This is a genomic window from Sulfitobacter sp. UBA1132 (genome assembly GCF_002311545.1).
GTDB lineage: Bacteria > Pseudomonadota > Alphaproteobacteria > Rhodobacterales > Rhodobacteraceae > Sulfitobacter > Sulfitobacter pontiacus.
The window spans coordinates 375,476-400,240 of record NZ_DCAN01000004.1; the positions used below are offsets into that span (position 1 = coordinate 375,476).

21 protein-coding genes are annotated in these 24,765 nt (G+C 61.8%); 14 read left to right on the forward strand and 7 right to left on the reverse strand.

The window, feature by feature from the left end; all coding sequences use genetic code 11:
- Positions 1 to 59 precede the first annotated feature (59 nt).
- The 9 genes from B4F27_RS02720 to B4F27_RS02760 all read left to right on the forward strand — a co-directional run bounded on the left by B4F27_RS02720 (position 60) and on the right by B4F27_RS02760 (position 10,679).
- The gene (locus B4F27_RS02720; RefSeq protein WP_286758788.1) at positions 60 to 1,502 is read left to right on the forward strand and encodes a uracil-xanthine permease family protein; all 1,443 of its coding nucleotides are present in this window, start codon (positions 60 to 62) and stop codon (positions 1,500 to 1,502) included.
- Between the two features lie 11 nt (positions 1,503 to 1,513).
- Positions 1,514 to 2,737, forward strand: a complete 1,224-nt coding sequence (locus tag B4F27_RS02725) for a urate hydroxylase PuuD (RefSeq protein ID WP_005850221.1) — start codon at positions 1,514 to 1,516, stop codon at positions 2,735 to 2,737.
- Positions 2,738 to 2,810: 73 nt separating this feature from the next.
- Positions 2,811 to 4,694 carry a DNA mismatch repair endonuclease MutL gene (mutL, locus tag B4F27_RS02730; RefSeq protein WP_286758789.1) on the forward strand — a complete coding sequence of 628 codons (1,884 nt, stop codon included), beginning with the start codon at positions 2,811 to 2,813 and terminating at the stop codon, positions 4,692 to 4,694.
- On the forward strand, positions 4,691 to 5,932 hold the full coding sequence (locus B4F27_RS02735; RefSeq protein ID WP_168592263.1) for a DNA recombination protein RmuC: 1,242 nt from the start codon (positions 4,691 to 4,693) through the stop codon (positions 5,930 to 5,932). The genes mutL and B4F27_RS02735 overlap by 4 nt, the downstream gene beginning before the upstream one ends.
- 143 nt (positions 5,933 to 6,075) lie before the next feature.
- Complete coding sequence (locus B4F27_RS02740) at positions 6,076 to 7,395, forward strand: NAD(P)/FAD-dependent oxidoreductase (RefSeq protein ID WP_286758790.1); 1,320 nt, start codon at positions 6,076 to 6,078, stop codon at positions 7,393 to 7,395.
- A complete protein-coding gene (locus B4F27_RS02745) occupies positions 7,392 to 8,153 on the forward strand; it encodes a DUF1365 domain-containing protein (RefSeq protein ID WP_286758791.1) in 762 nt (253 codons plus the stop codon). Before B4F27_RS02740 ends, B4F27_RS02745 begins: the two co-directional genes overlap by 4 nt.
- Complete coding sequence (locus B4F27_RS02750; RefSeq protein WP_286758792.1) at positions 8,150 to 9,391, forward strand: MFS transporter; 1,242 nt, start codon at positions 8,150 to 8,152, stop codon at positions 9,389 to 9,391. The genes B4F27_RS02745 and B4F27_RS02750 overlap by 4 nt, the downstream gene beginning before the upstream one ends.
- Positions 9,388 to 9,951 (forward strand): DUF3833 family protein, encoded by a 564-nt coding sequence (locus B4F27_RS02755; protein WP_286758793.1) that lies wholly within the window; start codon positions 9,388 to 9,390, stop codon positions 9,949 to 9,951. The genes B4F27_RS02750 and B4F27_RS02755 overlap by 4 nt, the downstream gene beginning before the upstream one ends.
- Positions 9,948 to 10,679 (forward strand): SDR family NAD(P)-dependent oxidoreductase, encoded by a 732-nt coding sequence (locus B4F27_RS02760; RefSeq protein ID WP_009825450.1) that lies wholly within the window; start codon positions 9,948 to 9,950, stop codon positions 10,677 to 10,679. The genes B4F27_RS02755 and B4F27_RS02760 overlap by 4 nt, the downstream gene beginning before the upstream one ends.
- 36 nt (positions 10,680 to 10,715) lie before the next feature.
- On the opposite strand, the gene B4F27_RS02765 is transcribed toward B4F27_RS02760, so the two are convergent.
- The 3 genes from B4F27_RS02765 to B4F27_RS02775 are packed head-to-tail and all read right to left on the reverse strand — an operon-like array spanning position 10,716 to position 13,053.
- On the reverse strand, positions 10,716 to 11,771 hold the full coding sequence (locus B4F27_RS02765; protein WP_286758794.1) for a saccharopine dehydrogenase: 1,056 nt from the start codon (positions 11,769 to 11,771) through the stop codon (positions 10,716 to 10,718).
- Entirely contained in the window at positions 11,768 to 12,388 is a 621-nt protein-coding gene (locus tag B4F27_RS02770) for a glutathione S-transferase family protein (protein ID WP_286758795.1), read from the reverse strand. The genes B4F27_RS02765 and B4F27_RS02770 overlap by 4 nt, the downstream gene beginning before the upstream one ends.
- 11 nt (positions 12,389 to 12,399) lie before the next feature.
- Positions 12,400 to 13,053 carry a histidine phosphatase family protein gene (locus B4F27_RS02775; RefSeq protein ID WP_005850200.1) on the reverse strand — a complete coding sequence of 218 codons (654 nt, stop codon included), beginning with the start codon at positions 13,051 to 13,053 and terminating at the stop codon, positions 12,400 to 12,402.
- A gap of 212 nt (positions 13,054 to 13,265) precedes the next feature.
- On the opposite strand from B4F27_RS02775, the gene fdhF reads away from it, so the two are divergent.
- Together fdhF and B4F27_RS02785 are read left to right on the forward strand one after the other, a co-directional pair.
- Positions 13,266 to 16,034, forward strand: coding sequence for a formate dehydrogenase subunit alpha (fdhF, locus tag B4F27_RS02780; RefSeq protein ID WP_286758796.1), 2,769 nt, complete (start codon positions 13,266 to 13,268; stop codon positions 16,032 to 16,034).
- Between the two features lie 2 nt (positions 16,035 to 16,036).
- Positions 16,037 to 17,242, forward strand: a complete 1,206-nt coding sequence (locus B4F27_RS02785; RefSeq protein ID WP_286758797.1) for a Zn-dependent hydrolase — start codon at positions 16,037 to 16,039, stop codon at positions 17,240 to 17,242.
- On the opposite strand, the gene B4F27_RS02790 is transcribed toward B4F27_RS02785, so the two are convergent.
- The 4 genes from B4F27_RS02790 to B4F27_RS02805 form a co-directional block, all read right to left on the reverse strand.
- Positions 17,231 to 17,458 (reverse strand): WGR domain-containing protein, encoded by a 228-nt coding sequence (locus B4F27_RS02790; RefSeq protein WP_005850193.1) that lies wholly within the window; start codon positions 17,456 to 17,458, stop codon positions 17,231 to 17,233. The genes B4F27_RS02785 and B4F27_RS02790 overlap by 12 nt on opposite strands.
- 106 nt (positions 17,459 to 17,564) lie before the next feature.
- Positions 17,565 to 18,035, reverse strand: coding sequence for a GNAT family N-acetyltransferase (locus B4F27_RS02795; protein WP_074636315.1), 471 nt, complete (start codon positions 18,033 to 18,035; stop codon positions 17,565 to 17,567).
- A complete protein-coding gene (locus B4F27_RS02800; protein ID WP_005850190.1) occupies positions 18,026 to 18,727 on the reverse strand; it encodes a response regulator transcription factor in 702 nt (233 codons plus the stop codon). Before B4F27_RS02800 ends, B4F27_RS02795 begins: the two co-directional genes overlap by 10 nt.
- Positions 18,724 to 20,634 (reverse strand): PAS-domain containing protein, encoded by a 1,911-nt coding sequence (locus B4F27_RS02805; protein ID WP_037942839.1) that lies wholly within the window; start codon positions 20,632 to 20,634, stop codon positions 18,724 to 18,726. The genes B4F27_RS02800 and B4F27_RS02805 overlap by 4 nt, the downstream gene beginning before the upstream one ends.
- Positions 20,635 to 20,839: 205 nt before the next feature.
- Here B4F27_RS02805 and B4F27_RS02810 point away from each other — a divergent pair, with 205 nt between their 5' ends.
- The 3 genes from B4F27_RS02810 to B4F27_RS02820 all read left to right on the forward strand — a co-directional run bounded on the left by B4F27_RS02810 (position 20,840) and on the right by B4F27_RS02820 (position 24,730).
- The gene (locus B4F27_RS02810; RefSeq protein ID WP_286758798.1) at positions 20,840 to 22,810 is read left to right on the forward strand and encodes an AMP-binding protein; all 1,971 of its coding nucleotides are present in this window, start codon (positions 20,840 to 20,842) and stop codon (positions 22,808 to 22,810) included.
- An 85-nt stretch (positions 22,811 to 22,895) separates the two neighbouring features.
- A complete protein-coding gene (locus tag B4F27_RS02815) occupies positions 22,896 to 23,705 on the forward strand; it encodes an ABC transporter ATP-binding protein (protein ID WP_174226616.1) in 810 nt (269 codons plus the stop codon).
- Between the two features lie 35 nt (positions 23,706 to 23,740).
- On the forward strand, positions 23,741 to 24,730 hold the full coding sequence (locus B4F27_RS02820; RefSeq protein ID WP_005850184.1) for a branched-chain amino acid ABC transporter permease: 990 nt from the start codon (positions 23,741 to 23,743) through the stop codon (positions 24,728 to 24,730).
- Positions 24,731 to 24,765: the final 35 nt, after the last annotated feature.

Genomic DNA, 24,765 nt, shown 5'->3' on the forward strand with positions numbered 1-24,765 from the left:
ACCCCGCAGATAATCGGACCGCACCAATAGCGGCCAGTGATCAACAAGGGACATTTGATATGACACGCCACGCCATCGGCACGCCGGAACAACTGCGCGACCCCAATTACATGCCGCCGCTGTATCGCGCCATTCCTTTGGGTGTTCAGCACGTGCTGGCGATGTTCGTGTCCAATGTCCCCCCCGCCATTATCATCGCGGGCGCGGCGGGGTTCGGGTTCGGGTCGAACTCGCCCGACTTTCCCGAACTGCTGTACCTGATCCAGATGTCGATGCTGTTTGCCGGTGTGTCGACGCTGATGCAAACGCTGACGCTGGGGCCTGTCGGGGCAGGGCTGCCGATTGTGCAGGGCACGTCTTTCGCGTTCATCCCCATCATGATTCCGCTGGTGGCGGGCAAAGGCGTGGACGGGCTTGCCGCGCTGTTCGGAGGCGTTGTGATCGGGGGTATGTTCCACGCCTTTCTGGGACTGTTCATCGGCAAGATCCGATTTGCGCTGCCGCCGCTTGTCACGGGGCTGGTGGTCACGATGATCGGTCTGGCGCTGGTCAAGGTGGGGATCCAATATGCTGCCGGTGGTGTTCCTGCGATTGGCACGCCCGCCTATGGCAGCCTGCTGAACTGGTCAGCCGCGCTGGTGGTGATCTTTGTCACATTGGGGATCAAGTTTTTTACCCGCGGGATGCTGTCGATCTCGGCTGTGCTGATCGGCTTGATCGTGGGCTATATCTATGCGCTGGCCGTGGGGATGCTCAGCTTTGGCGACATCAGCGGGTCGTGGTCACGCTCTGCCGCCTTTGCGCTGCCCAACCCGCTGAAATACGGGTTCGAGTTTTCGGCAGCGGCGATCATCGGCTTTTGCTTGATGGCGTTCATTTCGGCGATTGAAACCGTGGGCGACGTTGCCGGGATCACAAAGGGCGGCGCGGGCCGCGAAGCGACGGATAGCGAAATTCAGGGCGCGACCTATGCCGACGGGATCGGGTCAGCTTTTGCGGGCCTATTTGGTGGTCTGCCCAACACCTCGTTCAGCCAGAATGTCGGCCTGATCGCCATGACAGGCGTGATGAGCCGCCATGTCGTCACCATCGGCGCGCTGTTCCTGATCCTCTGCGGGCTGGTCCCCAAGGTCGGCGGCGTGATCCGCACCATCCCGATCGAGGTTTTGGGCGGCGGGGTTATCGTGATGTTCGGCATGGTCGTGGCCGCTGGCATGTCGATGTTGTCCGACGTGGACTGGAACCGCCGCAATATGGTGATCTTTGCCATCTCGATCTCGATCGGTCTGGGGCTTCAGCTGGAACCCGGCGCGGTGCAACACCTGCCCGACACGGCCAAGATCCTGCTGACCAGCGGTCTGCTTCCCGCGGCCCTGATTGCTATTGTACTGAACCTGCTTCTGCCCGAAGAACTGGCAGAGGAATCAACCGAGGAAGTCTCGGGCGGGTTGTCGGGCAGTTCTAAGGGTAAACTGCCGCATACACCCAAGACGCTACACTAAGGAGCCACCCCATGTACGATATGGCCGCCATTGGCGCTTGGATCGAGTTTGCCGTTCGCTGGGTGCATGTCATCACGGCCATCGCGTGGATCGGGTCGTCGTTCTACTTTATCGCGCTGGATCTGGGCCTGCACCGCGACCGCAACCTCAAAACCGGCGCGGACGGAGAAGAATGGCAGGTCCACGGCGGCGGGTTCTATCACGTGCAGAAATATCTGGTGGCCCCCGCGCAGATGCCCGACGATCTGATCTGGTTCAAATGGGAAAGCTATTCGACGTGGCTCTCGGGCTTTGCCTTGCTGATCCTGGTCTACTACCTCGGGGCGGAATTCTATCTTGTCGATCCCACTGTCGCAGAACTGGCGAACTGGCAAGCCGTGGGGATTTCCCTGTTGTCGCTTGGCTTTGGCTGGCTGGTTTACGACCAGATCTGCAAAAGCAAATTCGGCGATAACAACACACGGCTGATGATCGGCCTCTATGTGATCCTTGTGGGGATGGCCTATTTCTATACCTCGGTCTTTTCGGGGCGTGCAGCGTTGCTGCATCTGGGGGCGTTCACCGCGACGATCATGTCGGCGAACGTGTTCTTTATTATCATGCCGAACCAGCGGATCGTGGTGGCCGACCTCAAGGCGGGGCGGGTGCCGGATGCGAAATACGGCAAGATCGCCAAACAGCGCAGCACACATAATAACTATCTGACCCTGCCGGTCATTTTCCTGATGCTCAGCAACCACTACCCGCTGGCCTTCGCGTCGGAGATGAACTGGCTGATCGCGGCGCTGGTGTTTCTGATGGGGGTCACGATCCGCCATTACTTCAACAGCCTGCACGCGCGTCAGGGCAATCCGACGTGGACATGGGCGGTCACCGCGCTGTTGTTCGTCACGATCATGTGGCTGTCGACCGCGCCGATGTTCCGCAGCGTCGAGCCGGAAGAGGCCACCGGCCCCGCACTGCGCTTTGCCCAGGCCGAAGGGTTTGACCGGGTGCATGATATCGTGCGCGGTCGGTGCAGCATGTGTCATGCGGCAGAACCCGCGTGGGACGGGCTGCTTTGGCCGCCGAAATCCATCCGGCTTGAGACAGAACATCAGATCGCCAGCGCGGCCAAACAGATCTATTTGCAAGCAGGCGTGACCGATGCGATGCCCCCTGCCAACTTAAGCCATATGCAGGCCAGCGAACGCGCCGAGATCGTCGCCTGGTTCAATGCAGCCACACAGGATTAACGTCGCCGACGAGCGTTAACCATCCGCATTCGCGGCTTTCAGAATCGCGCGCCTCTATGCTAGGTCTAGCCGCATGGCGCATCCAAACCCCAATATAAGCGAAAATCGCCCGGTGATCCGGCAGCTCGACGACTCGGCAATTAACCGTATCGCCGCCGGAGAGGTCGTTGAACGCCCTGCCTCTGCGGTCAAGGAGCTGGTCGAGAACGCAATTGATGCGGGCGCGCGGCAAATCACGGTCGAATATGCCGATGGTGGCAAGACCCTGATCCGCGTCACCGACGACGGCTGCGGCATCGCCGCGGACGATCTGACGCTGGCGCTGTCCCGGCACGCGACCTCAAAGATTGACGGGACGGACCTGCTGAACATCCACACCTTCGGTTTTCGCGGCGAAGCGCTGCCCTCGCTTGGGGCTGTCGGGCGGCTGACCATTTGCAGCCGTGTTGCCGGACAGGACGGGGCCGAGATTTCGGTCAACGGCGGCGTGACCGGCCCTGTGCGCCCTGCTGCGCTGAATGGTGGCACCGTCGTCACCCTGCGCGATCTCTTCTTTGCTACGCCTGCGCGGTTGAAATTCCTGCGCACCGATCGCGCCGAGGCGCAGGCGATCTCTGACATCATCAAGCGGCTGGCGATGGCGGAACCCTTCGTGCGTTTCACCCTGCGCGATGTGTCCGGCGACGGACCGGGCCGCGAGGTGTTTCGCGCCGAGGCCGAACAGGGCGATATGTTCGCCGCGCTGCACGGGCGTTTGGCGCAAGTGCTGGGGCGCGAGTTTGCTGAAAACGCGCTGGCCATCGATGCCGAACGCGAAGGGCTGCACCTGACGGGCTACGCGGCCCTGCCGACCTATTCGCGCGGCTCTGCCGTGACGCAATACCTGTTTGTGAACGGGCGTCCCGTCCGTGACAAGCTGCTGGTGGGGGCGTTGCGCGGGGCCTATTTCGACCTGCTGAGCCGTGACCGCCATCCCGCCGCCGCGCTCTTTGTCGATTGCGATCCCAAGCTTGTGGATGTGAACGTCCACCCCGCCAAATCCGAAGTGCGCTTTCGCGATCCCGGACTGGCGCGTGGGTTGATCGTATCGGCGCTGCGCCATGCGCTGGCGGATGCGGGGCACCGTGCCTCGACCACCGTGGCGAATGCGACTTTGGGGGCGATGCGACCCGAACAGCCCGGTGCGCGGGTGTATCAGATGGACCGCCCCTCGCTTGGTGCGCGCAGCGCGGCCTATCAGGCCCAAGCGCCCGAACCCGGCTTTGCCGAAACCGCCGGCATGTGGGGCCGTGTTGAAACGCCCCCCCAATACGAGGCTGGCGGTTCCGAGGACCAGAACCACGATTCACACACTCCCGCCGCCGAACCCGCACCGGACTTCCCCCTTGGGACCGCGCGTGGGCAGGTGCACGAGAATTACATCATCGCGCAGACGGCGACGGGCATGGTCATCGTGGACCAGCACGCAGCGCATGAACGACTGGTCTATGAAAAGCTGAAACGTCAGATGGCCGAAAACGGTGTCGCGGCGCAGGCCTTGCTGATCCCGGAAATCGTGGACCTGTCAGCGTCGGACTGCGCGCGGCTGCTTGAGGTCGCGGATGACCTCGCGCGGTTTGGACTGGGGATCGAACCCTTTGGCGGCAGTGCGATTGCCGTGCGCGAAACGCCCGCGATCCTTGGAACAGTGGACGCCAAGGCGATGGTGCTGGATATCCTTGATGAGCTCGCGGATCAGAACGAAAGCAACACGTTGCAGGCCCGGATCGAGGCGATCCTCAGCCGTGTGGCCTGTCACGGTTCCATCCGTTCGGGCCGTTGGATGCGGGGCGAGGAAATGAACGCGCTGCTACGCGAGATGGAGGCGACGCCCCATTCCGGCCAGTGCAACCACGGCCGCCCCACCTATGTCGAGCTGAAGTTGAGCGATATCGAACGTCTGTTCGGGCGCACATGATCCAGCTTGGCGGTGAAACTTACGCGCTGACAGACCCTGCCATGCTGCTGCTTATGGGCGGCGGGGGCGTGGTCTTGCTCGTGCTGATCCTGCTGGTGATGGCAGTGCGTGCAGCGGGGCGGTCGGCGCGGGTCGCGGCCCCGCTGGCGCGACAGATGCAGATACTGGGCGGCCATGTGCAACAGCTTGGCATGGGGCAGGAACAACTGCGCGGCGGCTTGCAAACCGTGTCGGATACCCAAGCCAATGCACAGGCCCAGATGGTGCAAAGCATCGAGGCCCGCATGGCCCATGTCCAGCAACAAATGCAGGACCGGCTGGCAGAGAACGCGGCCCGCTCTGCACGGTCCTTGGCAGAGATGCAGGAACGCATGAGCGCGACACTTCACGGTTCCAGCAAGCAGACGACGACCAGCCTGACCCAGCTACAGGAACGGCTGGCCGCGATTGACAAGGCGCAGGACAATATCACCAAACTGTCGGGCGACGTGTTGTCGCTGCAGGATATCCTGAGCAACAAACAGACCCGTGGCGCATTCGGTGAAATCCAGCTGCACGATATCGTCTCTAAGGCGCTGCCAAGTGACAGCTATACGATGCAGGCGACGCTTTCCAACGGCAGGCGCGCGGATTGCCTGATCCACCTGCCGAACCCGCCCGGCCCGATCGTGATCGACAGTAAATTCCCGCTTGAAGCCTATGAAGCCCTACGTCGTGCCAAGACGGAATACGAGGTTAAGGATGCCGCCCGCGCCATGCGGGTTGCGGTCAAGTCGCATATTCAGGCGATCACCACGAAATACATCATCGAGGGCGAGACCGCGGATGGCGCGCTGATGTTCCTGCCCTCGGAAGCCGTCTATGCCGAGCTGCATGCGAACTTCCCTGAACTGGTCCGCGAAGGCTTTGATGCGCGGGTCTGGATCGTATCGCCGACCACCTGCATGGCAACGCTGAATACGATGCGCGCGATCCTCAAGGATGCGCGGATGCGGGAACAGGCAGGGGCCATCCGCAAAACGCTCAAGATGCTGCACCGCGATGTCGAGATCGTGGTCGAACGTGTGGGCAAGCTGAACACCCATTTCGGGCAGGCCCGCGCTGATCTTGAAGGCTTGGGCACGGCCGCTGAACGCGCGGGTAAACGTGCGGCAAAACTGGATAATTTCGATTTCGAAGAACTGTCAGAGCAGGATAATCGCGTTGTGCCGCTTTCGCGCCCTGACAAACGGCCCTGACGGGCTATCTAAGCGAGGAGCCACGACAAGGGTGTCACAAAAAGTCGTAGTTAGTGTCTGATTAACTGCAACTCATGTACCGTCCAGCCCGTGTATCACCGAAAGTGCCGATACAAACCTGACAGACTGGAAATTCTCGCCTTATGCCATTTGAAGCCATCGACCCGCCACAGAATACCTCTTTGGCAGGCCACCGAAAGATTGCCGTCATCGGCGCGGGTATTTCCGGCATGGGGGCGGCGCATATGCTGGGCGACGACCATCAGGTGACCTTGTTCGAAAGCTGCCCCCGTCTGGGGGGCCACGCGCGCACGAAGATGGCGGGCCAGAACGGCGACCAGCCTGTAGATACGGGCTTTATCGTGTTCAACTACGCCAATTATCCCAACCTCGCCGCGCTGTTCAAAGAGCTCGACGTGCCGGTGATCAAATCCAACATGAGCTTCGGGGCCTCCATCGATGGGGGGCGGTTGGAATACGGGCTGATGACGCTGGATTCGATCTTCGCGCAGCGACGCAATGCGCTGAATCCGAAATTCCTGCGTATGTTGACCGATATCGTGCGGTTCAACAGCACGGCGACCAAGCTGGCGCAAGACCGTACGCTGACCATTGCCGGGTTCTTGGACAAGCTGGGCGCGGGTGAATATTTTCGCAAATACTACCTGACGCCGCTGTCGGGCGCGATCTGGTCGACGCCGGTGGACAAGATCATGGATTTCCCCGCCTACTCCATGATCGACTTCTTCGAGAACCACGCCTTGCTGAGCCACACAGGCCAGCACCAGTGGTATACGGTTAAGGGCGGGTCGCAGGAATATGTGAACCGTCTGGGGGCATCGCTGACAGCCAAGGGCGTCGACATTCGCCTTGGCACGCCAGTGCAATCCGTCCGCCGCACGCCCTTGGGCGCAGAGGTGAAAACCCATGGCGCGGAATGGGAAGCCTTTGACGAGGTCGTCTTTGCCAGCCATTCGGATGATACGCTTGCCCTTCTGGCCGACCCAAGCGCGGCAGAGCGTGCGGCCTTGGGCGCGGTGAAATACCAGCCCAACGACGTGGTGCTACATGCCGATGCCTCTGTTATGCCCAAGCTGCGCAAGACCTGGGCCTCGTGGATCTATGCCGAGGATAAGGGGCAGAAATCTGACCGGATCGACCTGACCTACTGGATGAACTCGCTGCAACCGATCCCGATGGACGACCCGCATTTCGTGACGCTCAATACCAAGCGCCCGATCCGCGAAGAGCTGATCTATGATCAGGTCACCCTGCGCCATCCGGTCTATGATCTGGGCGCGCTGGCCGCACAAGAGCAGGTGCGCGCCTTCAACGGCACGCAGAACACCTGGTTCTGCGGCGCTTGGATGAAGCATGGCTTCCACGAGGACGGGCTCTCTAGCGCTGTTGACGTGGTGCAGGGGCTGCGGGCCAAGGCAAAGGTCGCATTGGCCGCAGAATGAGCGCCGGCGTCGATCATATCCGTGGTGTGACCTATCATGGGCGCAAGGGGGCGGTCGAAAACAGCTTTCGCTATTCGGTCGATTACGTGGTTCTGGATGCAGAGGCATCGCTGCAAACACCAGCGTTGTTCGGGCGCAACCGCGGGGCCGTGGCATCGCTGTGGGACGAAGACCACGGCGGAGCCAAAGGCGCGGGTCGCGGGGCCGCGTGGGTGCGGGATGTTCTGGAACAGCACGAGGTCACGGGCGTCGCGCGGATAGAGCTGATGGCGCAACCGCGCGTGCTGGGGCATGTGTTCAACCCTGTCAGCTTTTGGCTGTGCCACCGCGCGGACGGTGCGCTGATCGCCGTGATATCAGAGGTATCGAATACCTTCGGTGACCGGCACAGCTATCTATGCCGCCACGATGACCTGCGCCCGATCACACCCACGGATCATCTGCACGCGACCAAGATTTTCCACGTATCGCCATTTCAGCCGGTCGAAGGGGGATACAGTTTTCGCTTTGATATCCGCGCCGACCGTATTGGTGTCTGGATCGATTATACCCAGTCCGAAGGGGGCTTGATCGCCACCCTGACGGGCCGTCGTGGCCCTCTCACGAACCGGGCAATCCTGTGGTCGCTGCTGCGGCGTCCCTTCGGGGCGCGGCGGGTGTTGGCCTTGATCCACTGGCAGGCGCTAAAGCTGTGGTGGAAAGGCGGCGGCTATCGCCCGCGTCCTGAACCGCCAGTGAAAGACGTGTCGGGCACGTGACCCGTTCGGCACATCAACTGCCTGCCTATGCGCTGTTTGCGTCGCTTCTGGCGGCGGCGGGGCTGCCGATTTATATTCACGCACCCAAGTTCTTTGTTGATGAATACGGGGTGTCTCTTGGGGCTTTGGGCACGGTGCTTTTTGCGCTGCGCCTGTTGGATGTGGTGCAGGACCCGCTGCTGGGGCGGCTATCGCAAGCCTTGCGTCACAGGCGCGGCACGGCGGTCGCCGTCGGTGTCGCCCTGATGGCTGTATCGATGTTTGCCCTGTTTGCAGTGCCGCCCTTGCTGCCGCCGCTGATGTGGTTCGCGCTGACACTGACGGGGGTGTTTTCGGCGTTCAGCTTTCTGACGATCTGCTTTTATGCGCAAGGGGTCGCCAAAGCCGCGCTGCTGCCCGGGCGCGGGCATCTGGTGCTGGCGCGCTGGCGCGAGACGGGGGCGTTGTTGGGTGTCTGCGCGGCCTCGGTACTGCCTGTGATGCTGGGGCTGGTGATGGGGGCCCCGTTTACAGGGTTTGCCATCGGTTTTGCCGCGCTTGGACTGGGCAGCGTTTTTGCCATGCGGGGCGAATGGCGCGGCGCGGATATCGCGGGTCCGACGGGAATCGCCGTGGTCCTGCGCGATCCGATTGCCCGTCGGTTGCTGCTGATCGCGCTGTTCAATGCGGCCCCTGTCGCGGTCACATCTACGTTATTTCTGTTCTACGTCGAAAGCGTGCTGCGCGCACCGGGGTGGGAGGGCGCGCTGCTGTTGCTCTTCTTCCTTTCGGCTGCGGTGGCCGCCCCGCTATGGGGCAAGCTGGCAGAGCGTTTCAGCCCCAAACCCGTCCTGCTATCCGCAATGGGCTTGGCGATCCTTGTGTTTGCAGGGACTTTGCTGCTGGGGGCGGGGGATGTGGCGTGGTTCGTGCTGGTCTGCGTCGCCTCTGGCGCGGTGCTGGGGGCCGACCTGACACTGCTGCCCGCGATGTTCTCCGCGCGGATGGCGGTGGTCGCCCCGCAGGCCGCCGAGGGGTTCGGGCTCTGGTCGCTGGTGTCGAAATTCGCCCTTGCCTTCGCTGCGATAACGCTACTTCCCACCCTGCAGGCGTCCGGCTTTGACAGCGGTACGACGGGCAATGGACCGGTGGCAATCTCGACGCTCATATGGCTCTATGCTGGCGTGCCTTGCGGGCTCAAGCTGTTGGCCATCGGTTTTCTGGCCGCCACGCCGATGCAAAAGGAAGATGAAGAATGATGGACATGTTGCAGTTTGCTCTGGGGGCCGCAGTGGTGGCCGCAATCTGGCTGGCGCGGCGGCGGATCACCGATTTCCCTGCGCAAAAGCCGTCGGATTATGCGGATGACTACACCGTATTTGACATGAAGAAACATCTGGACGGGGCAATGGTTTGCGAAGGCGTAATCTTTGGCCCCGCGGGGCGGGTCACCAGCAGTTTCGTGGCAGATTTCAACGTGACATGGGACGGCGACACCGCACGTATCGACGAACATTTCGTCTATGATGACAACACGACCCAAGACCGCACATGGACGATCACATTGGGCGAGACGGGGCATTTCACCGCCACCGCCCCGGACGTCAAAGGCACGGCCAAGGGCCGCAACGTCGGTGCGACGGTGCAGTCGAAATACACCATCAGGCTGCCCGATGACGTGGGCGGGCACCTGCTGAATACCGTGGACTGGATGTATCTGACCGGCGAGGGCACAATCATCAACCGCAGTCAGTTCCGGAAATTTGGGGTGAAGGTGGCCGAATTGGTCGCCACCATCCGCAGAAAGGACGCAGCATGACCGAATGGACAGGAAAACGCTATTGGCTGATCGGGGCGAGCGCCGGACTGGGCGAAGCACTGGCACATAAGCTGGGCCGACTGGGGGCCGAGGTCATCGTCTCTGCCCGGTCCGAAGACAAGCTGGCGGCGCTGGTCGATGAACTGCCTGTTTCCGCAAGCTACCAGACCATCGACGTGCAGGATATCGACAGCATCCGCGCCGCGGTCAAAGCTGTCGGGCCGGTGGACGGGGTTGTCTATCTGGCGGGGGCCTATTGGCCCTTTGGTGCCAAGGAGTGGGAGCCGGAGCATGCGACCGCGATGATCGATGTGAACCTTACCGGGCTGGTGCGCGTGATGGGCGAAGTGGTGCCTGATATGGTCAAGCGCGACGCGGGCCACATCGTGATCACCTCTAGCCTCACGGCCTATCGCGGGCTGCCAAAGTCTATCGGCTATACGGCGTCCAAGGCGGGCACCTTGTCCTTGGCGGAATGTATGCACGCCGACCTGCGCAAGACCGGCGTGAAAGTTCAGGTGATCAATCCTGGTTTCATCCGCACGCAGCTGACCGACAAGAACGACTTCAAGATGCCCTTTTTGATGGAGCCCGAGGCCGCCGCGCAGCAAGTGGTCGAGCATATGAGCGGCAGCAGCTTTAAGAAAAGCTTCCCCTTCGGGTTCTCGCTTTTCTTCCGGCTGGCGCAGTTCCTGCCCGACGGCATCTACTACCGTCTATTCGGGTGACCGGATCGGGCGCGTGATCCGCCCGATCTGAACGCGTCACACGGCGGCGCTGTGTTCTTCGAACAGCGCATGGGCCCGCGCCCAGACGGGCGAGGCATCTTCCACCAGTGCCGAGAGCGTCGGCAGCAGCTGCGCGGCGTAGTCTTCAGAGCTTTCCAGCGGCAGCATCGAGGGCAGGTTGTCGATCGCGGTGACATCCAGAGGTGGGGTGTCATGCACGCGTAACGCGGGCTCTTCCCATGTGGTCGCGCGGTCATAGACCGGCACGGGGTTGAAGTCGCTGTCGGGATCGCAGGCGATATCGCCGATCACCCGCAGCGCGCGATCCCTGACCAGCGCGCTTTTGGGTGCGAAAACCGGTGTTTGCGGTCCCGCCAGAATGCAGTTGAAAAACAGCACATGCTGCAAAATCTCGGGGAAGGGGCCGCCGTGGGCCGTCTCCTTCATATCCCATCCGGTGACCTTGATCCCCAGACGGCCGCAAAGATCGGCGGCACCGCTGCCCACCCGACCAAGTGCGCCGATGACCAAAGCGTCGGGCGTGGTGAGCCCGTCGATCTCTGCCGCGAGGTCGCGGGTCAGCGCATCGGCGTTGGGATAGGGCGTGATGGAGGCGACAGCTTGCCCACGGGTTTGGGCGGCCCAGCATTTGACGGCCACCGCCGCCCCCGCGAACCCCGCCCAATAGCCAAAGGCGGCGACGCGTCGGCCGGTCTCGTCGGTCAGATACTCAAGGTCCAGCAAGGTGCCGCCGCCCGCCTTGAAACGTTGCAACAGGATACGCCCCGCCGATTGGCCCTTGTAGGCGTGACCGAACATGATGTGCCGGTGCACCAGCGGTGTGCCGTCCTCTGGCAGTTCCTTCAGGCCAAAGATGATCGCATCGGCAGGCGCGTCGGGCCAGCTGTTCTGTGGGGCGATGGTGCAGCCCGTGGCCGCATAGGCATCGGTCGCGATCACGCGGCTGTCCGAGGCTTCGACGGTGACGCGAAACCCCTGCGCCATCAACGCGGTAACCCCTTCGGGTGTGATGCCGACGCGGGTTTCATTGTCGCGCTGTTCGGCGCGAACCCATAGATGTGGCGCGGTCATAGCATCCCCTTGTCTTTCACCGCTGCCACGCTGGCGCGGGCGGTCATCTGCTGCATGAATGTCGTGATCTTGGGGTAGGCCGCCGTATCCACGCCGTCGCCCTCAAGCCAGTTGCACACGACGAACAGATAGGGATCGGCTAGGCTGAAATCCTCGCCCAACACATAGGGCCCGCGCAGGATATCACTTTCGACAAAATCGGCACAGGCGGCCATGGTTTCTGGCACCTGAGCCGTCATATCCTCGAAGCTGGATTGTTGTTTGGCCCACCGCGATCCGCGCATCTTGTGGGCATGGGCGACATGCATGGTCGAGGCGAGGTAGTACATCGCGCTGCGCATCTGTGCGGCGGCGGTCGGGTCCGTGGGGACCATCCCGGCTTTGGGCGCAATGGCAGCGACATAGTCCAGCAGCGCCCCGGTTTCGGTCAGGATCGTATCATCCTCAAGCCGTAGCGCAGGCACGCGTCCCTTGGGGTTGATCGCCAGATATTCGGGTTTCGTCTGCTCAGCCGTGGCGAAATCGACGCGCACCGGCTGATAGGGCAGGGCGGCTTCTTCGATGGCAATCGCCACCGCGACAGAGATGGTTCCGGGCGTGTAATATAGCGTAAGCATCGTTTTGCCTTTCAGATATGGGTCTGCGCGACACGGCGTGCGGGGGTATCCAGATGGGGCACCGCGTTGAAGAGCACCGGCGACCAGTGGCCGCCAATGGGGAACAGCCGGTGCATCGATGTGTGCATGATCGCCAGCGCGATGCGCGACATGGCCGGAATGCCCAGCCCCATCGCCTGCGCCATCACCATCGAGATCAGCCCCCCAGAGGTCACGACCAGCGCCGGCCCGTCCCCGTCCGAGATCTCTGATAGCACGGATTTGATGCGCCCTTCGAAATTGGCGTAGCTCTCGGGCGGGTTTTCGAGCCTGTCGCTTTTCCACGTCTCGAACACCAGCGGCAGGTGGTTGGTGAACCCGCCTTGTTCCGTGGGGAAAGGGATGCCGTGTTGCTGCTCCATCATGGTGGCGAGGGTGAAATACTCAAGCTCGTTCAGCCGCGCGTCGCGTATCGGTTCAAGCCCGGTGTTCATCCCCTCTGCCGTCTCGATATGGCGGCGCAGCGTGCCGGTATACAGCCGCGTGTGGTGGGTTTCGGACTGGCGCAGGTGGTCGCCCAGCCAGGCGGCCTGTTCGTGGCCAAGCGGGCTTAGCTTGTCATAGCTGATTTCGTCCTTGGCCTGGGAATTTGCCTGACCGTGACGGATGAGGGTAATGTGGGACATAGCGCGCCTTTTTCTGTTGCGCCATTGATAGGCAAGCCATGCGCGGGTGGAAAGCCTGCCTGCCCCTCGCATGTCGATTTTTTGCAGGCGGCCCCCCCCGTGTCGCGTATCGGAAACGCCGGTGGCGCAAAAACGGGGCAGGGTGTCGGGAATATGACTGCCGTCGCATCCCTGCCCTGCCTATACTGCGGGGCGGTACAGGAGGGTTCCCCATGGCGGATAAGGTAAAATTCACGCTCGACGGCGAAGAGGTCGAGGCCGACACCGGGCTGACCATCTGGGAAATCGCCAATGGGCGCGGTCTGAAAATCCCGCATCTGTGTTTCACGCCGGAGCCGGGGTATCGCCCCGATGGCAACTGCCGTGCCTGTATGGTCGAGATCGAAGGCGAACGCGTGCTGGCCGCCTCCTGCCTGCGCGAACCGAGCGACGGTATGGTCGTCACCACCAACAACGCGCGCGCCGAAAATGCCCGCAAGATGGTGATGGAACTGCTGGTCACCGATCAGCCCGCCCCCGAAGTCGCCCACGATAAATCCAGCCACCTGTGGGACATGGCCGAGATGGAAGGTATCTCGGAAAGCCGCTTCCCCAAGCTGGAAGAGGGGCGCATCCCGTTGCTCGACGACAGCCATGTGGCGATGCGTGTGAACCTTGATGCCTGTATCCAGTGCAACCTGTGTGTGCGCGCCTGCCGCGAGGTGCAGGTCAATGATGTGATCGGGATGGCCGGTCGCGGGCATGACAGCTATCCGGTGTTCGACATGGCCGACCCGATGGGCGCGTCTTCGTGTGTGGCGTGCGGTGAATGTGTGCAGGCCTGCCCGACGGGGGCGCTGATGCCCGCCACGGTGGTCGATGACGCGCAGGTTGGGGACAGCGGCGATTTCGATAGCGAAGTCGACAGCATCTGCCCGTTCTGCGGTGTGGGCTGTCAGGTGTCGCTGAAGGTCAAGGACGGCAAAATCAAATATGTCGAGGGCATCAACGGTCCCGCGAACGAAGGGCGGCTGTGCGTCAAAGGGCGCTTTGGTTTCGACTATATCCACCATCCCCATCGTCTGACCAAACCGCTGATCCGTCGCAAGGACGCCCCGCCCAAGGGGCTGAACGTGGACCCGGGCAACTGGCAAACCCACTTCCGCGAAGCCACCTGGGACGAGGCGCTGGATTTCGCTGCGGGCGGCATGAAAAAGATCGGCGGCGCGGGTGTGGCGGGCTTTGGATCAGCGAAATGCACGAACGAGGAAGCCTACCTGTTTCAAAAGATCATCCGGCAGGGCTTTGGTCACAACAACGTGGATCACTGCACGCGGCTGTGTCATGCCTCGTCAGTGGCCGCGCTGATGGAGAATGTTGGATCCGGTGCCGTCACCGCGACCTTCAACCAGATCGAAAACGCCGATGTTGCGATTGTGATCGGCGCGAACCCGACAGAGAACCACCCCGTCGCGGCGACGTTCTTCAAGCAGTTCGCCAAGCGCGGCGGCAAGCTGATCGTGATGGACCCGCGCGGCCAAGCGCTAAAACGGCACGCGTCGCATATGCTGCAATTCCGCCCCGGCACCGATGTATCGATGCTGAACGCGATCATGCATGTGATCGTCGAGGAAAAGCTGTTCGATCAACAGTATATCGAAGCCTACACGGAAAACTGGGAGATCGAGAAAGCCCACCTGAAAACCTTCACCCCTGAAAAGATGTCCAAGATCTGCGGCATCGACGCGGAGGTGCTGCGCGATGTGGCGCGGACCTTTGCGGGGGCCAATGCGGCGATGATTTTCTGGGGGATGGGCATTTCGCAGCACATCCACGGCACCGATAATGCGCGCTGCCTGATCTCGCTTGCGCTGATGACGGGGCAGATCGGGCGGCCCGGCGCGGGGCTGCATCCGTTGCGGGGGCAGAACAATGTGCAGGGCGCGTCTGACGCGGGGCTGATCCCGATGTTCCTGCCCGATTACCAGCCGGTGTCCGATGACGGCGTCCGCGCTGCCTTTACCGACGTGTGGCAAAGCAGCGATTTCAGCGACAAGAAGGGCCTCACCGTGACCGAGATTATGGACGCAGTGCATGACGGGGATATTCGCAGTCTCTATGTGCTGGGTGAAAATCCGGCGATGTCTGATCCCGATGTGGAACACGCCCGCGATGCGCTGGCCAAGCTCGATCATCTGGTGGTGCAGGATATCTTCCTGACCGAGACCGCGAATTTTGCCGATGTGATCCTGCCCGCCAGCGCCTTTGCCGAGAAATCCGGCACGGTGACCAATACCAACCGTCAGGTGCAGATGGGCCGCCCCGCGGTGCCGCCGCCCGGCGATGCGAAAGAGGATTGGTGGATTGAGGTTGAACTGGCCAAACGTCTGGGGCTGGGCTGGACCTATACCGACCCGAGCGAGGTCTTCGCAGAGATGAAGCTGAATATGTCGTCGCTCAATAACATCACTTGGGGCCGGTTGGAGAGCGAAGGGGCCGTGACCTACCCGTCCACCAGCCCCACCGATCCGGGGCAGGCGATTGTCTTTGCCGATGGCTTCCCGCGACAGGACGGACGCGCACGGTTTACCCCCGCCAGCATCATCGCGCCTGACGACGCGCCGGATGACGATTATCCGATGATCCTGACCACGGGGCGGCAGCTTGAACATTGGCACACGGGGTCGATGACGCGACGGTCCTATGTGCTTGATGGGCTAGAGCCCGAGGCGAACTGTTCGCTCCACCCGTCTACCTTACGCAAGCTGGGGATAGAGCCGGGGGGCTATATCCGGCTCACAACCAAGCGCGGGTCGATCGAACTGATGGCCCGCGAAGACCGCGCCGTGTCGCCCGATATGGTGTTCCTGCCCTTTGCCTATGTCGAAGCGGCGGCAAATATCCTGACAAATCCAGCGGTTGACCCTTATGGCAAAATCCCCGAGTTTAAATTCTCGGCCGTGAAAGTAGAGGCCGCAACAGCCCCCCAACCCGCGGAGTAACCATGCAGATCAACCCCGACCGCTTTCTCGCCGACCTTCACAAATTGCGTTCGTTCGGCGCAGCGGGGGTGGGCAAAGGGGTGGTCCGCCCGGCCTATAGCGACGCCGATGTCGCCGCGCGGGACTGGCTGGCCGATCAGATGCGCGATGCCGGACTGCGGGTTGAAATGGACCAGATGGGCAATCTTTTCGGCTTGGCAGATGGGCCGTCGCTGTTGATGGGGTCACATTCCGATAGCCAGCCCGAAGGCGGATGGCTCGACGGCGCGCTTGGCGTGATTGCCGCGCTCGAGGTCGCACGCGCCGCAGCCGAGGCGGGCGGCCCCGCGATCTCTGTCGTGTCGTTTCAGGATGAAGAGGGGCGGTTTGGCGTCACCACCGGCAGCGCCGTTTGGGGCGGGCATCTGGATCAGGCCGCCGCCGATGCGCTAACTGATCATGCGGGTGTGACCCTTGGCGACGCGCGTCAGGCCGTGGCGCATCTGGTCACGGGCGAGGTGTCGCCCGATCTGTTCACCGGCTTTGTCGAGTTGCATATCGAACAGGGGCCGACGCTGGATACCAGCGGCGAACAGATTGGTGTGGTCACCGATATCGTCGGCATCCGCGACATGAAGATCACCTTTGACGGGCAGCAGAACCATGCGGGCACCACACCGATGCATCTGCGCCGCGATGCGTTTCAGGCGGTCTCTGCCTTCAATGCCGCGTTGAACGACCGGCTGCGCAACGTCGTCACACCGCAGACCGTCTGGACCATCGGCCATGTCACGCTGCACCCAAATGCATCCTCTATCGTGCCGGGGCGTGCGGTGTTCTCGATGCAGTGGCGCGATGCGGATGCGGACCGTCTGGGCCGGATGGAACAGATCATCCGCGACACCGCCACCGAGATCGCGGCGCAGCAGGGGCTGGCGGTCAGCTTTGGCACAATGCTGGGGCTGGAACCCGTCGCGATGGACCCGACCCTGCGCACCGCGCTGGAAGCCGGCGCGGAAGAAGTCGCGCCGGGCAACTGGCGCAAGATGCCGTCAGGGGCGCTGCATGACGCGACCAATGTGTCGCGCAAGATGCCGGTGGCGATGCTGTTTGTGCCGTCGATCGGGGGGCTGTCCCATACCTTCGAGGAAGACACGAGCGAGGCCGATCTGGTGGCCGGTGTTCAGGTGCTTGCCCGCGCGGTGACGCGGCTGGGGTCAGTGACGTAGATAGCCGCGACGCTCGGCCCGTGTGCGATAGCGGTCCGCCATTTTTGACGCCTCGCGCAGGTTGCCGAAACACTGGATCACCGCTTTGGGCTGGCCACCTGCGACGCCCCATTCGCGCAGGACAGAGACTTCGCTGAACAGGTTCATCGCGATTTCGACGCGATAGAACAACCGTCTCTGGGCGGGGTTGGTCCTGTACAGCAAGCATTCGATCATGGGTAGAATCTAGCGGGCCAAGGGGCAGGCGCGCAATAAAAAACGGCAGCGCCCGTGTTAGAAAAGACAGCGGCGCCATCTGTGGCGGCAGGTGGCACCTCGTGGCTCAGGCCACGGTTTTACGCAGGGTGATGCTGGTTGGGCGGTCAAACCCCGCGTGCGCTGTGCGGGCATATTCGTGAAAGCCGAGCGCGCGAAAGGTGGCGTGATTGTCCAACAGCTCCACCCGCGTTTGCAGTTCCAGCTGGCCAAGGTGCAGGGCACGGGCGCGGCTCTCGGCGTGGGTGATCAGATGGCGTGCCAGCCCCAGTCGCTGATGGCTGGGGGCGACGCAGAGCTTGCCCAGATAAAGAACCGCCGGTTTCACGCTCAGCACCACACACGCCAAAGGCGGCGCGCCGATCGCCCAGATTTCATCCCTACCCGCTGTGGCTTTCAGCGATGGCAAAGTGGTTTGGCCAAGCGAGCTTGGCGGGTCAATGCGCCCATCCATATAGGCAAAGCAGTCGCGCATCAGATGCAGCACGTCGCCCAGATGGGGGCTGCCACCGCTGATGCGACGGGGGGTCAGCTCCATGTGACGTCGCCTAGAAAAATGTAGCCCGCGCCATAGATCGTCTTGATCAACTGCGGGTTTTTGGGGTCTTCGCGCAGTTTGGTCCGCAGCCGCGAAATCCGCACGTCCATCGCCCTGTCAAAGCTTTCAGAGGCGACGCCGCCAAGGCTCGACTGCATCTGCGCGCGGCTGAGCAGACGTTTGGGCGCGTCCAGAAACAGGCGCAGCACCTCCCCCTCCGCATGGGAGAAGGGGGTTTCGACGCCGCTTTCATCCTCAAGCGCGTAGCGGTCGAAATGCGCCTTCCACCCGCTGAACGCAGCGACGGTGCCGGCTTGCGGCGTGGGTTTGGCGCTGCGCAGACGGGCGCGGATACGGGCGACGACCTCTGCCGGATCAAAGGGCTTGATGATGTAGTCATCCGCGCCAAGTTCCAGCCCCGTGACGCGGTCCTGCACCTGTGCGCGGCCCGAGATGATGATCACGATGGCCCCTTGTTCGAGCGCAAGTCGATGCACCAGCGTCAGCCCGTCTGAATCCGGCAGGGACAGGTCCACCAGACAGACATCGGGGGTGTGGGTCGCCAAGGCGGCCTCGAACGCGCGGGCGCGGCTGAACGACAGCGTGTCAAAGCCCGCTTCCTCTAAAGCGTCGGCGAGAAGCGTGCGGATTTCGGGTTCATCGTCCAGAATGGTGACGAGGGGGCGGGTCATTGGGCGGCACTCTCTTTCGGGGCAATCAGCGCGGTCAGATCCGCAATCTCGAAGGGTTTGCGCAATACGGGGGCAAGGGTTTGCGCCTCGAGAAACTGGGCATCATCGGGCGGGAGCGAGGTCATCAATACCAGCGGCGGGGCATCGGCGGGTAGGCGTTTGGCAAGGTCCAGCCCCGTCGCCTCGCCCATAAGCTGGATGTCTGACAGGATCAGCGCGATGTCGGGCAGATCGGCCAGCAGGGCGGTGGCTTCATCCGCGCTGGCGGCTTCGATCACGGAATGGCCCAGCCCCATCAACATGTCTCGCACCAGCGCGCGCAGGTCATCGGCGTCTTCGACCAGCAGAACCAGTCCGGTGGTGGCAGCCACGGCGGGGCGGTAGGGCAGCCGCATGGTCACCTGCGCGCCATGGGCCGTATTGCCAAGGCGCAGATCGCCCCCCGCCGATTTCACCATGTCGTAGACCATCGGCAGCCCCAGCCCCGATCCTTCGGCCCCTTTGGTCGTAAAAAACGGATCAAACCCGTGTTCCAGCGCCGAGGGCGAAAAACCGGGGCCGGTATCGCGCAAGACCCATTCGATCCATGTGTCATGGACCTGTCGTACTTCAAGCGAGATCGCGCCCGCAGCGCCACAGGCATCGCGGGCGTTCAGGATCAGGTTCAGCAGCCCGTCCTGCACCAGCCCGCTGTCCAGCAGCACGGGGGTGTCACCCATCTGGTTGTCGATGCTTAGCGTCATGCCCTTGGGCAGGGTGGGGCGCGCGATCAGGGTCAGATCTTCAAGCAGCCGCGGGATATGGGTCGCAGTCGGACGCAGCGTGCGCGCGCCTGTCATATCGGCGATAGAGCTGAGCAACGTGCCGCCCCGGCGCGCCGCGGCAAGGGTACCTTCGATGAGGGGGGCGGCCTCTGCCGGTTGGCCGTCCAGCCGACCTAGCCGGGACTGGAGGCCAAGGATGATCGTCAGCAGGTTGGAAAAATCATGCGCCAGCCCCGAGATCACCTGCGCCGCGATCTCGCGTCGTCGGGTTTGCTGCAGGGCGACACGGTTCTGGGTTTCCTCGGTCACATCCATCGACAGGATATAGACCCCGCCGTTTGTATCGGGGGTAAACGCCCCGCGGATGCGCCGGGCACTCATCTCGTCTGTGAATTCGATCACCGACGGCTTTCCGGCAAAGGCTTGGGTGAGCGAAGGGGCAATAGAGTCGTAGGCCTGCTGACCCAGAACCTCTGCGATATGGCGGCCGATCAGATCCGCGCGCCGCCCTGGCATGACAGAGGCCAACCGCCGGTTTGAATAGGTGTAACAGGCGTTTGCATCCACATGGGCGATATGGGCCGGCATCATTTCTGTGGTCAGCCGCGTGCGGGCTTCGGACAGGGTGAGCTGGCGTTTTGCCTCTTCCAGCGCGGTGTTCATCGCGGCAAGTTCGCGGTTGGTGGCTGACAGTTCTTCGGCGTGGGCCAGCACCTGCCCCGACAGCGCATCAGACCGGGCGCGCAGCAGGGCCTCTTGCTGTTTGGTGCGGGTGATGTCGGTGTAGACGGTGACCCAGCCGCCTTGGGGCAGGGGGGAGCCTTCGACCGAGATGGTGCGGCCATTGGCGCGGGTACGTTCCATATAATGGGGTTCAAACGCGCGGGCCTGTTCCACCCTTTCGGCAACGAAATGCGCCACGTCGTCCACGTCGCCGTATTCCCCCAACTGTGCCAGCAGGGTGATCGTTTCTTGAAAGCTCGCACCTGGGGTGACCAGCGCTTTGGGAAGGTCGAACATCTGCTGGAACGGTGCATTACACAGCACCAGCCGCAAATCCGCGTCATAGATCGTCAGCGCTTGCGCGATCAGGTTCAGCCCCGCAGCCGTCATGAGTTTTGTCTGGTGATCGTCGATCTGCATGCGTCCTCCCCCCGCGGCAGACTGCACCATCCCCACAGCGCCGCCAAGCGCAACCTTGGGAAATCACGCCTGTTACAATTCGTTAGAATTGAGAAATCATTAGGTAAAAGTTGACGCAGAGCATCAGGTCAACATCATGGTGTGACATCAGAATCGCACCAGCGATCGACCTGCCGAAAAAGAGCAGGGTTTGGGAGGAAGACATTTGGCTCACACGCTCGTGAGCGCCGACGGACCGCAATCGGTTCCGGCGCTGCTGCATCGTAATGCAAAGCAATTTGCGAACGCGCCTGCGTATCGCGAAAAGGAATATGGCATCTGGCAAAGCTGGACGTGGGCACAGACCCGCGACGAGGTTGAGGCGCTTGCGCTTGGCCTGCTGGAGCTTGGCGCGAACGAGGGCGACTTTATCGCCATCATCGGCCGCAACCGTCCCTATCTGTATTGGGCCATGATGGCCGCAGAGATGGTCGGTGCCGTGCCTGTGCCGCTGTATCAGGACGCCAACGCCGAAGAGATGGCCTATGTGCTGGATCATTGTGGCGCGCGTTTTGTGATCGCCGGTGATCAGGAACAGGTCGACAAGGTGCTGGACGTTCAGGATCAGCTGACCCAGTTCGAGCGTATGGTCTATCTTGATCCACGCGGATTGCGCAAATACGACCACGCCGCGCTGGACCAGTATAGCGCCGTCCAGGACATGGGCCGCAAGGCACGCGACAAGCACATCAAAGAGCTTGAGGCGCGTCAGGCCAAGCTGGACTACGACAGCACGGGCGTCATGCTCTATACCTCTGGCACCACGGGCAAGCCCAAAGGTGTGGTGCTGAGCAACCGCAATATTATCGAGACGGCCAAATCCTCTTCCGCTTTCGACAAGCTGCGTCAGACGGACGATATTCTGGCCTATCTGCCGATGGCCTGGGTGGGGGATTTCATCTTTTCCGTCGGGCAGGCGCTATGGACAGGGTTCTGCACGAACTGCCCTGAAAGCGCGGACACGATGCATGTGGACCTGCGCGAGATCGGCCCGACCTATTATTTCGCCCCACCGCGCGTGTTCGAAACCCAGCTGACATCGGTGATGATCCGGATGGAGGACGCGAGCCGTTTCAAAAAGTGGCTGTTCGACAAATTCATGGCCCATGCGCGCAAGGTGGGCCCCGCCATTCTCGACGGTAAATCCGTCGGCGCGATGGACCGTGCGAAATACGCCTTGGGCGAGCTGATGATCTATGGCCCGCTGAAAAACACGCTCGGCCTCAGCCGCGTGCGCGTCGGCTATACCGCGGGCGAGGCGATCGGGCCCGAGATTTTCGATTTCTACCGCTCGCTCGGGATCAACCTGAAACAGCTTTATGGCCAGACCGAAGCCACCGTCTTCATCACCGCGCAGCCCGATGGCGAAGTGCGCAGTGACACGGTCGGCGTGACCTGCCCCGGCGTGGAGCTGAAGATCGCCGAGAACGGCGAAGTCTTCTACCGCAGCCCCGGCGTTTTTGTGGAGTATTACAAGAACCCCGAAAGCACCGCCGATACCAAGGATGCCGAAGGCTGGGTCGCGACAGGCGACGCGGGCTTTATCGAGGAAGGCACCGGGCATCTGCGCATTATCGACCGCGCCAAAGACGTTGGCAAAATGGCCAATGGCAGCCTGTTCGCGCCGAAATACGTGGAAAACAAACTCAAGTTCTTCCCCAACATCCTTGAAGCGGTGGTATTCGGGAACGGACGCGACGCATGCACCGCCTTTATCAATATCGACCTGACCGCGGTCGGAAACTGGGCGGAGCGCAACAACATCGGCTATGCGTCCTATCAGGAGCTGGCGCGGCATCCGCAGGTGATGGACACGATCCAGAGCCATGTGGAAGAGGTCAACGCCTCTATCGCAGAAGACGAAATGCTGTCGGGCTGTCAGGTGCATCGCTTTGTTGTGCTGCACAAGGAACTTGATGCCGATGACGGAGAGCTGACGCGCACGCGCAAAGTCCGTCGCAAGGTCATCGGCGAGAAATTCGACGATATCATCACCGCACTCTACGACGGGTCGCCCTCTGTCAGCACGGTTACTGAAGTGACCTATGAAGACGGGCGCAAGGGGTCGATCTCGGCCACGCTGGAGGTGCGCGACGCCAAGGTGTTCGCAGACACCCGCAAGATGGCCGCTCAATGAGCATGACATCAGGCGGAGCATGCGGGCGCTGCGGTTGCGCAGTGGATTTTAAGACCATTTGGAAGGGGGCTGCGGCGTGAAAGATATGACCGACGGCTATGTCACAGCGGATGGGCGCCAGATTGGCCCCGTTGTGATGGAAATGAAAAACATCACCTTGCGGTTCGGTGGGGTGGAGGCGATCAAGGATATCTCTTTCGACATCCGTCAGGGCGAGATCCGCGCGATCATCGGGCCGAATGGCGCGGGCAAATCATCGATGCTGAACGTGATCAGCGGGTTCTACGTGCCGCAGGAAGGCGAGGTCTGGTACAAGGGCAGCCGCCGTCCGGCGATGAAACCCTTTGAGGTGGCGCAGCAGGGGATCGCACGCACCTTCCAGAACATCGCCCTGTTCGAAGGGATGTCGGTGCTGGACAACGTCATGACGGGGCGTTTGACCAATATGAAGACCGGCATGTTCTGGCAGTCGATCTGGAAGGGCAAGGCGGAGCGGGAAGAGACCGCGAACCGCGAAGTCGCCGAAAAGATCATCGATTTCCTTGAGATTCAGGCGATCCGCAAGACGCCGGTGTCGCGTCTGTCCTACGGCTTGAAGAAACGGGTCGAACTGGCCCGTGCGCTGGCCGCCGAGCCGTCGATCCTGCTGCTGGATGAACCGATGGCGGGGATGAACGTCGAGGAAAAAGAGGACATGAGCCGCTTCATTCTGGATGTGAACGATGAATTCGGCACGACGATTGCCCTGATCGAACACGATATGGGCGTTGTGATGGACCTGAGCGACCGTGTGGTCGTGATGGATTACGGCAAGAAGATCGGCGACGGCACCCCGAGCGAGGTGCGCAACAACCAAGACGTGATCGACGCATATCTGGGGGTTGCCCATGACTGATTTTGCCACTGGTTTTGCGATGGGGAGGGTCTGATATGCCTGAGCAACTGGCCTTTACAATCGAGGTGTTCCTGAACGGGCTGATGGCGGGGGTGCTGTATGCACTGGTCGCCCTGGGGTTTGTTCTGATCTACAAAGCCTCGGGTATTTTTAACTATGCCCAAGGGGTTATGGCGCTGTTTGCGGCCCTGACCCTGGCAGGGATCATCGATGGGCAGGTGCCGTTTAGCCACCTGATCAACGCAATCCTGGGCACGGATATTCACCATTTCGGCTGGCACGTGCCGGCGTTCCTCGCGATTTTGCTGACGATGGTGGTGATGATCGGGCTGGCCTATGCGGTGCAGCGGTTGGTCTTCCGCCATCTGGTCGGGCAAGAGCCGATCATCCTCTTCATGGCGACCATCGGTCTGGCCTATTTCCTGGAAGGGGTGGGCGATCTGATGTGGGGGTCTGACATCAAGTCTATGGACGTGGGGCTGCCGCAGGGGCTGAACACCTGGATCGACGACACCACCTTTAACGCCTTTGGCTACGGGTTCTTTATCGATAATCTGGATATCGTGGCCAGCATCATTGCCGCGTTGCTGGTGATCGGCTTGGTGATGTTCGCGCAATACACCAAACAGGGCCGCGCCATGCGGGCTGTGGCGGACGACCACCAAGCGGCATTGTCTGTCGGGGTGTCACTGAACTTCATCTGGATCCTCGTATGGTCGCTGGCGGGCTTTGTCGCCCTTGTCGCGGGCATCATGTGGGGCACGAAATCGGGGGTCCAATTCTCGCTCTCGCTGATCGCGCTGAAGGCGTTGCCGGTGCTGATGCTGGGGGGGTTCACCTCTATCCCCGGTGCCATCGTGGGCGGCTTGATCATCGGTGTGGGGGAGAAGCTGTTCGAATTCCTGATCGGTGCGCCTTTCCTTGGCGGTGCGACAGAGAACTGGTTCGCCTACATGCTGGCGCTGATCTTTCTGGTGTTCCGTCCGCAGGGCTTGTTCGGGGAGAAGATCATTGAACGTGTGTAGTTTTGGCAACTCCCTGACCGAGGCTTTGCCCCGGA

What these genes read in the sequence shown, in the direction of transcription:
- B4F27_RS02770 (WP_286758795.1), bottom strand. Translation starts at nt 12,388, where the DNA reads ATGCTTACGCTATATTACACGCCCGGAACCATCTCTGTCGCGGTGGCG.
- B4F27_RS02745 (WP_286758791.1), top strand. Translation starts at nt 7,392, where the DNA reads ATGAGCGCCGGCGTCGATCATATCCGTGGTGTGACCTATCATGGGCGC.
- B4F27_RS02720 (WP_286758788.1), top strand. Translation starts at nt 60, where the DNA reads ATGACACGCCACGCCATCGGCACGCCGGAACAACTGCGCGACCCCAAT.
- mutL (WP_286758789.1), top strand. Translation starts at nt 2,811, where the DNA reads ATGGCGCATCCAAACCCCAATATAAGCGAAAATCGCCCGGTGATCCGG.
- B4F27_RS02800 (WP_005850190.1), bottom strand. Translation starts at nt 18,727, where the DNA reads ATGACCCGCCCCCTCGTCACCATTCTGGACGATGAACCCGAAATCCGC.
- B4F27_RS02760 (WP_009825450.1), top strand. Translation starts at nt 9,948, where the DNA reads ATGACCGAATGGACAGGAAAACGCTATTGGCTGATCGGGGCGAGCGCC.
- B4F27_RS02805 (WP_037942839.1), bottom strand. Translation starts at nt 20,634, where the DNA reads ATGCAGATCGACGATCACCAGACAAAACTCATGACGGCTGCGGGGCTG.
- B4F27_RS02740 (WP_286758790.1), top strand. Translation starts at nt 6,076, where the DNA reads ATGCCATTTGAAGCCATCGACCCGCCACAGAATACCTCTTTGGCAGGC.
- B4F27_RS02820 (WP_005850184.1), top strand. Translation starts at nt 23,741, where the DNA reads ATGCCTGAGCAACTGGCCTTTACAATCGAGGTGTTCCTGAACGGGCTG.
- B4F27_RS02785 (WP_286758797.1), top strand. Translation starts at nt 16,037, where the DNA reads ATGCAGATCAACCCCGACCGCTTTCTCGCCGACCTTCACAAATTGCGT.
- B4F27_RS02815 (WP_174226616.1), top strand. Translation starts at nt 22,896, where the DNA reads ATGACCGACGGCTATGTCACAGCGGATGGGCGCCAGATTGGCCCCGTT.
- B4F27_RS02765 (WP_286758794.1), bottom strand. Translation starts at nt 11,771, where the DNA reads ATGACCGCGCCACATCTATGGGTTCGCGCCGAACAGCGCGACAATGAA.
- B4F27_RS02755 (WP_286758793.1), top strand. Translation starts at nt 9,388, where the DNA reads ATGATGGACATGTTGCAGTTTGCTCTGGGGGCCGCAGTGGTGGCCGCA.
- B4F27_RS02790 (WP_005850193.1), bottom strand. Translation starts at nt 17,458, where the DNA reads ATGATCGAATGCTTGCTGTACAGGACCAACCCCGCCCAGAGACGGTTG.
- fdhF (WP_286758796.1), top strand. Translation starts at nt 13,266, where the DNA reads ATGGCGGATAAGGTAAAATTCACGCTCGACGGCGAAGAGGTCGAGGCC.
- B4F27_RS02775 (WP_005850200.1), bottom strand. Translation starts at nt 13,053, where the DNA reads ATGTCCCACATTACCCTCATCCGTCACGGTCAGGCAAATTCCCAGGCC.
- B4F27_RS02725 (WP_005850221.1), top strand. Translation starts at nt 1,514, where the DNA reads ATGTACGATATGGCCGCCATTGGCGCTTGGATCGAGTTTGCCGTTCGC.
- B4F27_RS02795 (WP_074636315.1), bottom strand. Translation starts at nt 18,035, where the DNA reads ATGGAGCTGACCCCCCGTCGCATCAGCGGTGGCAGCCCCCATCTGGGC.
- B4F27_RS02735 (WP_168592263.1), top strand. Translation starts at nt 4,691, where the DNA reads ATGATCCAGCTTGGCGGTGAAACTTACGCGCTGACAGACCCTGCCATG.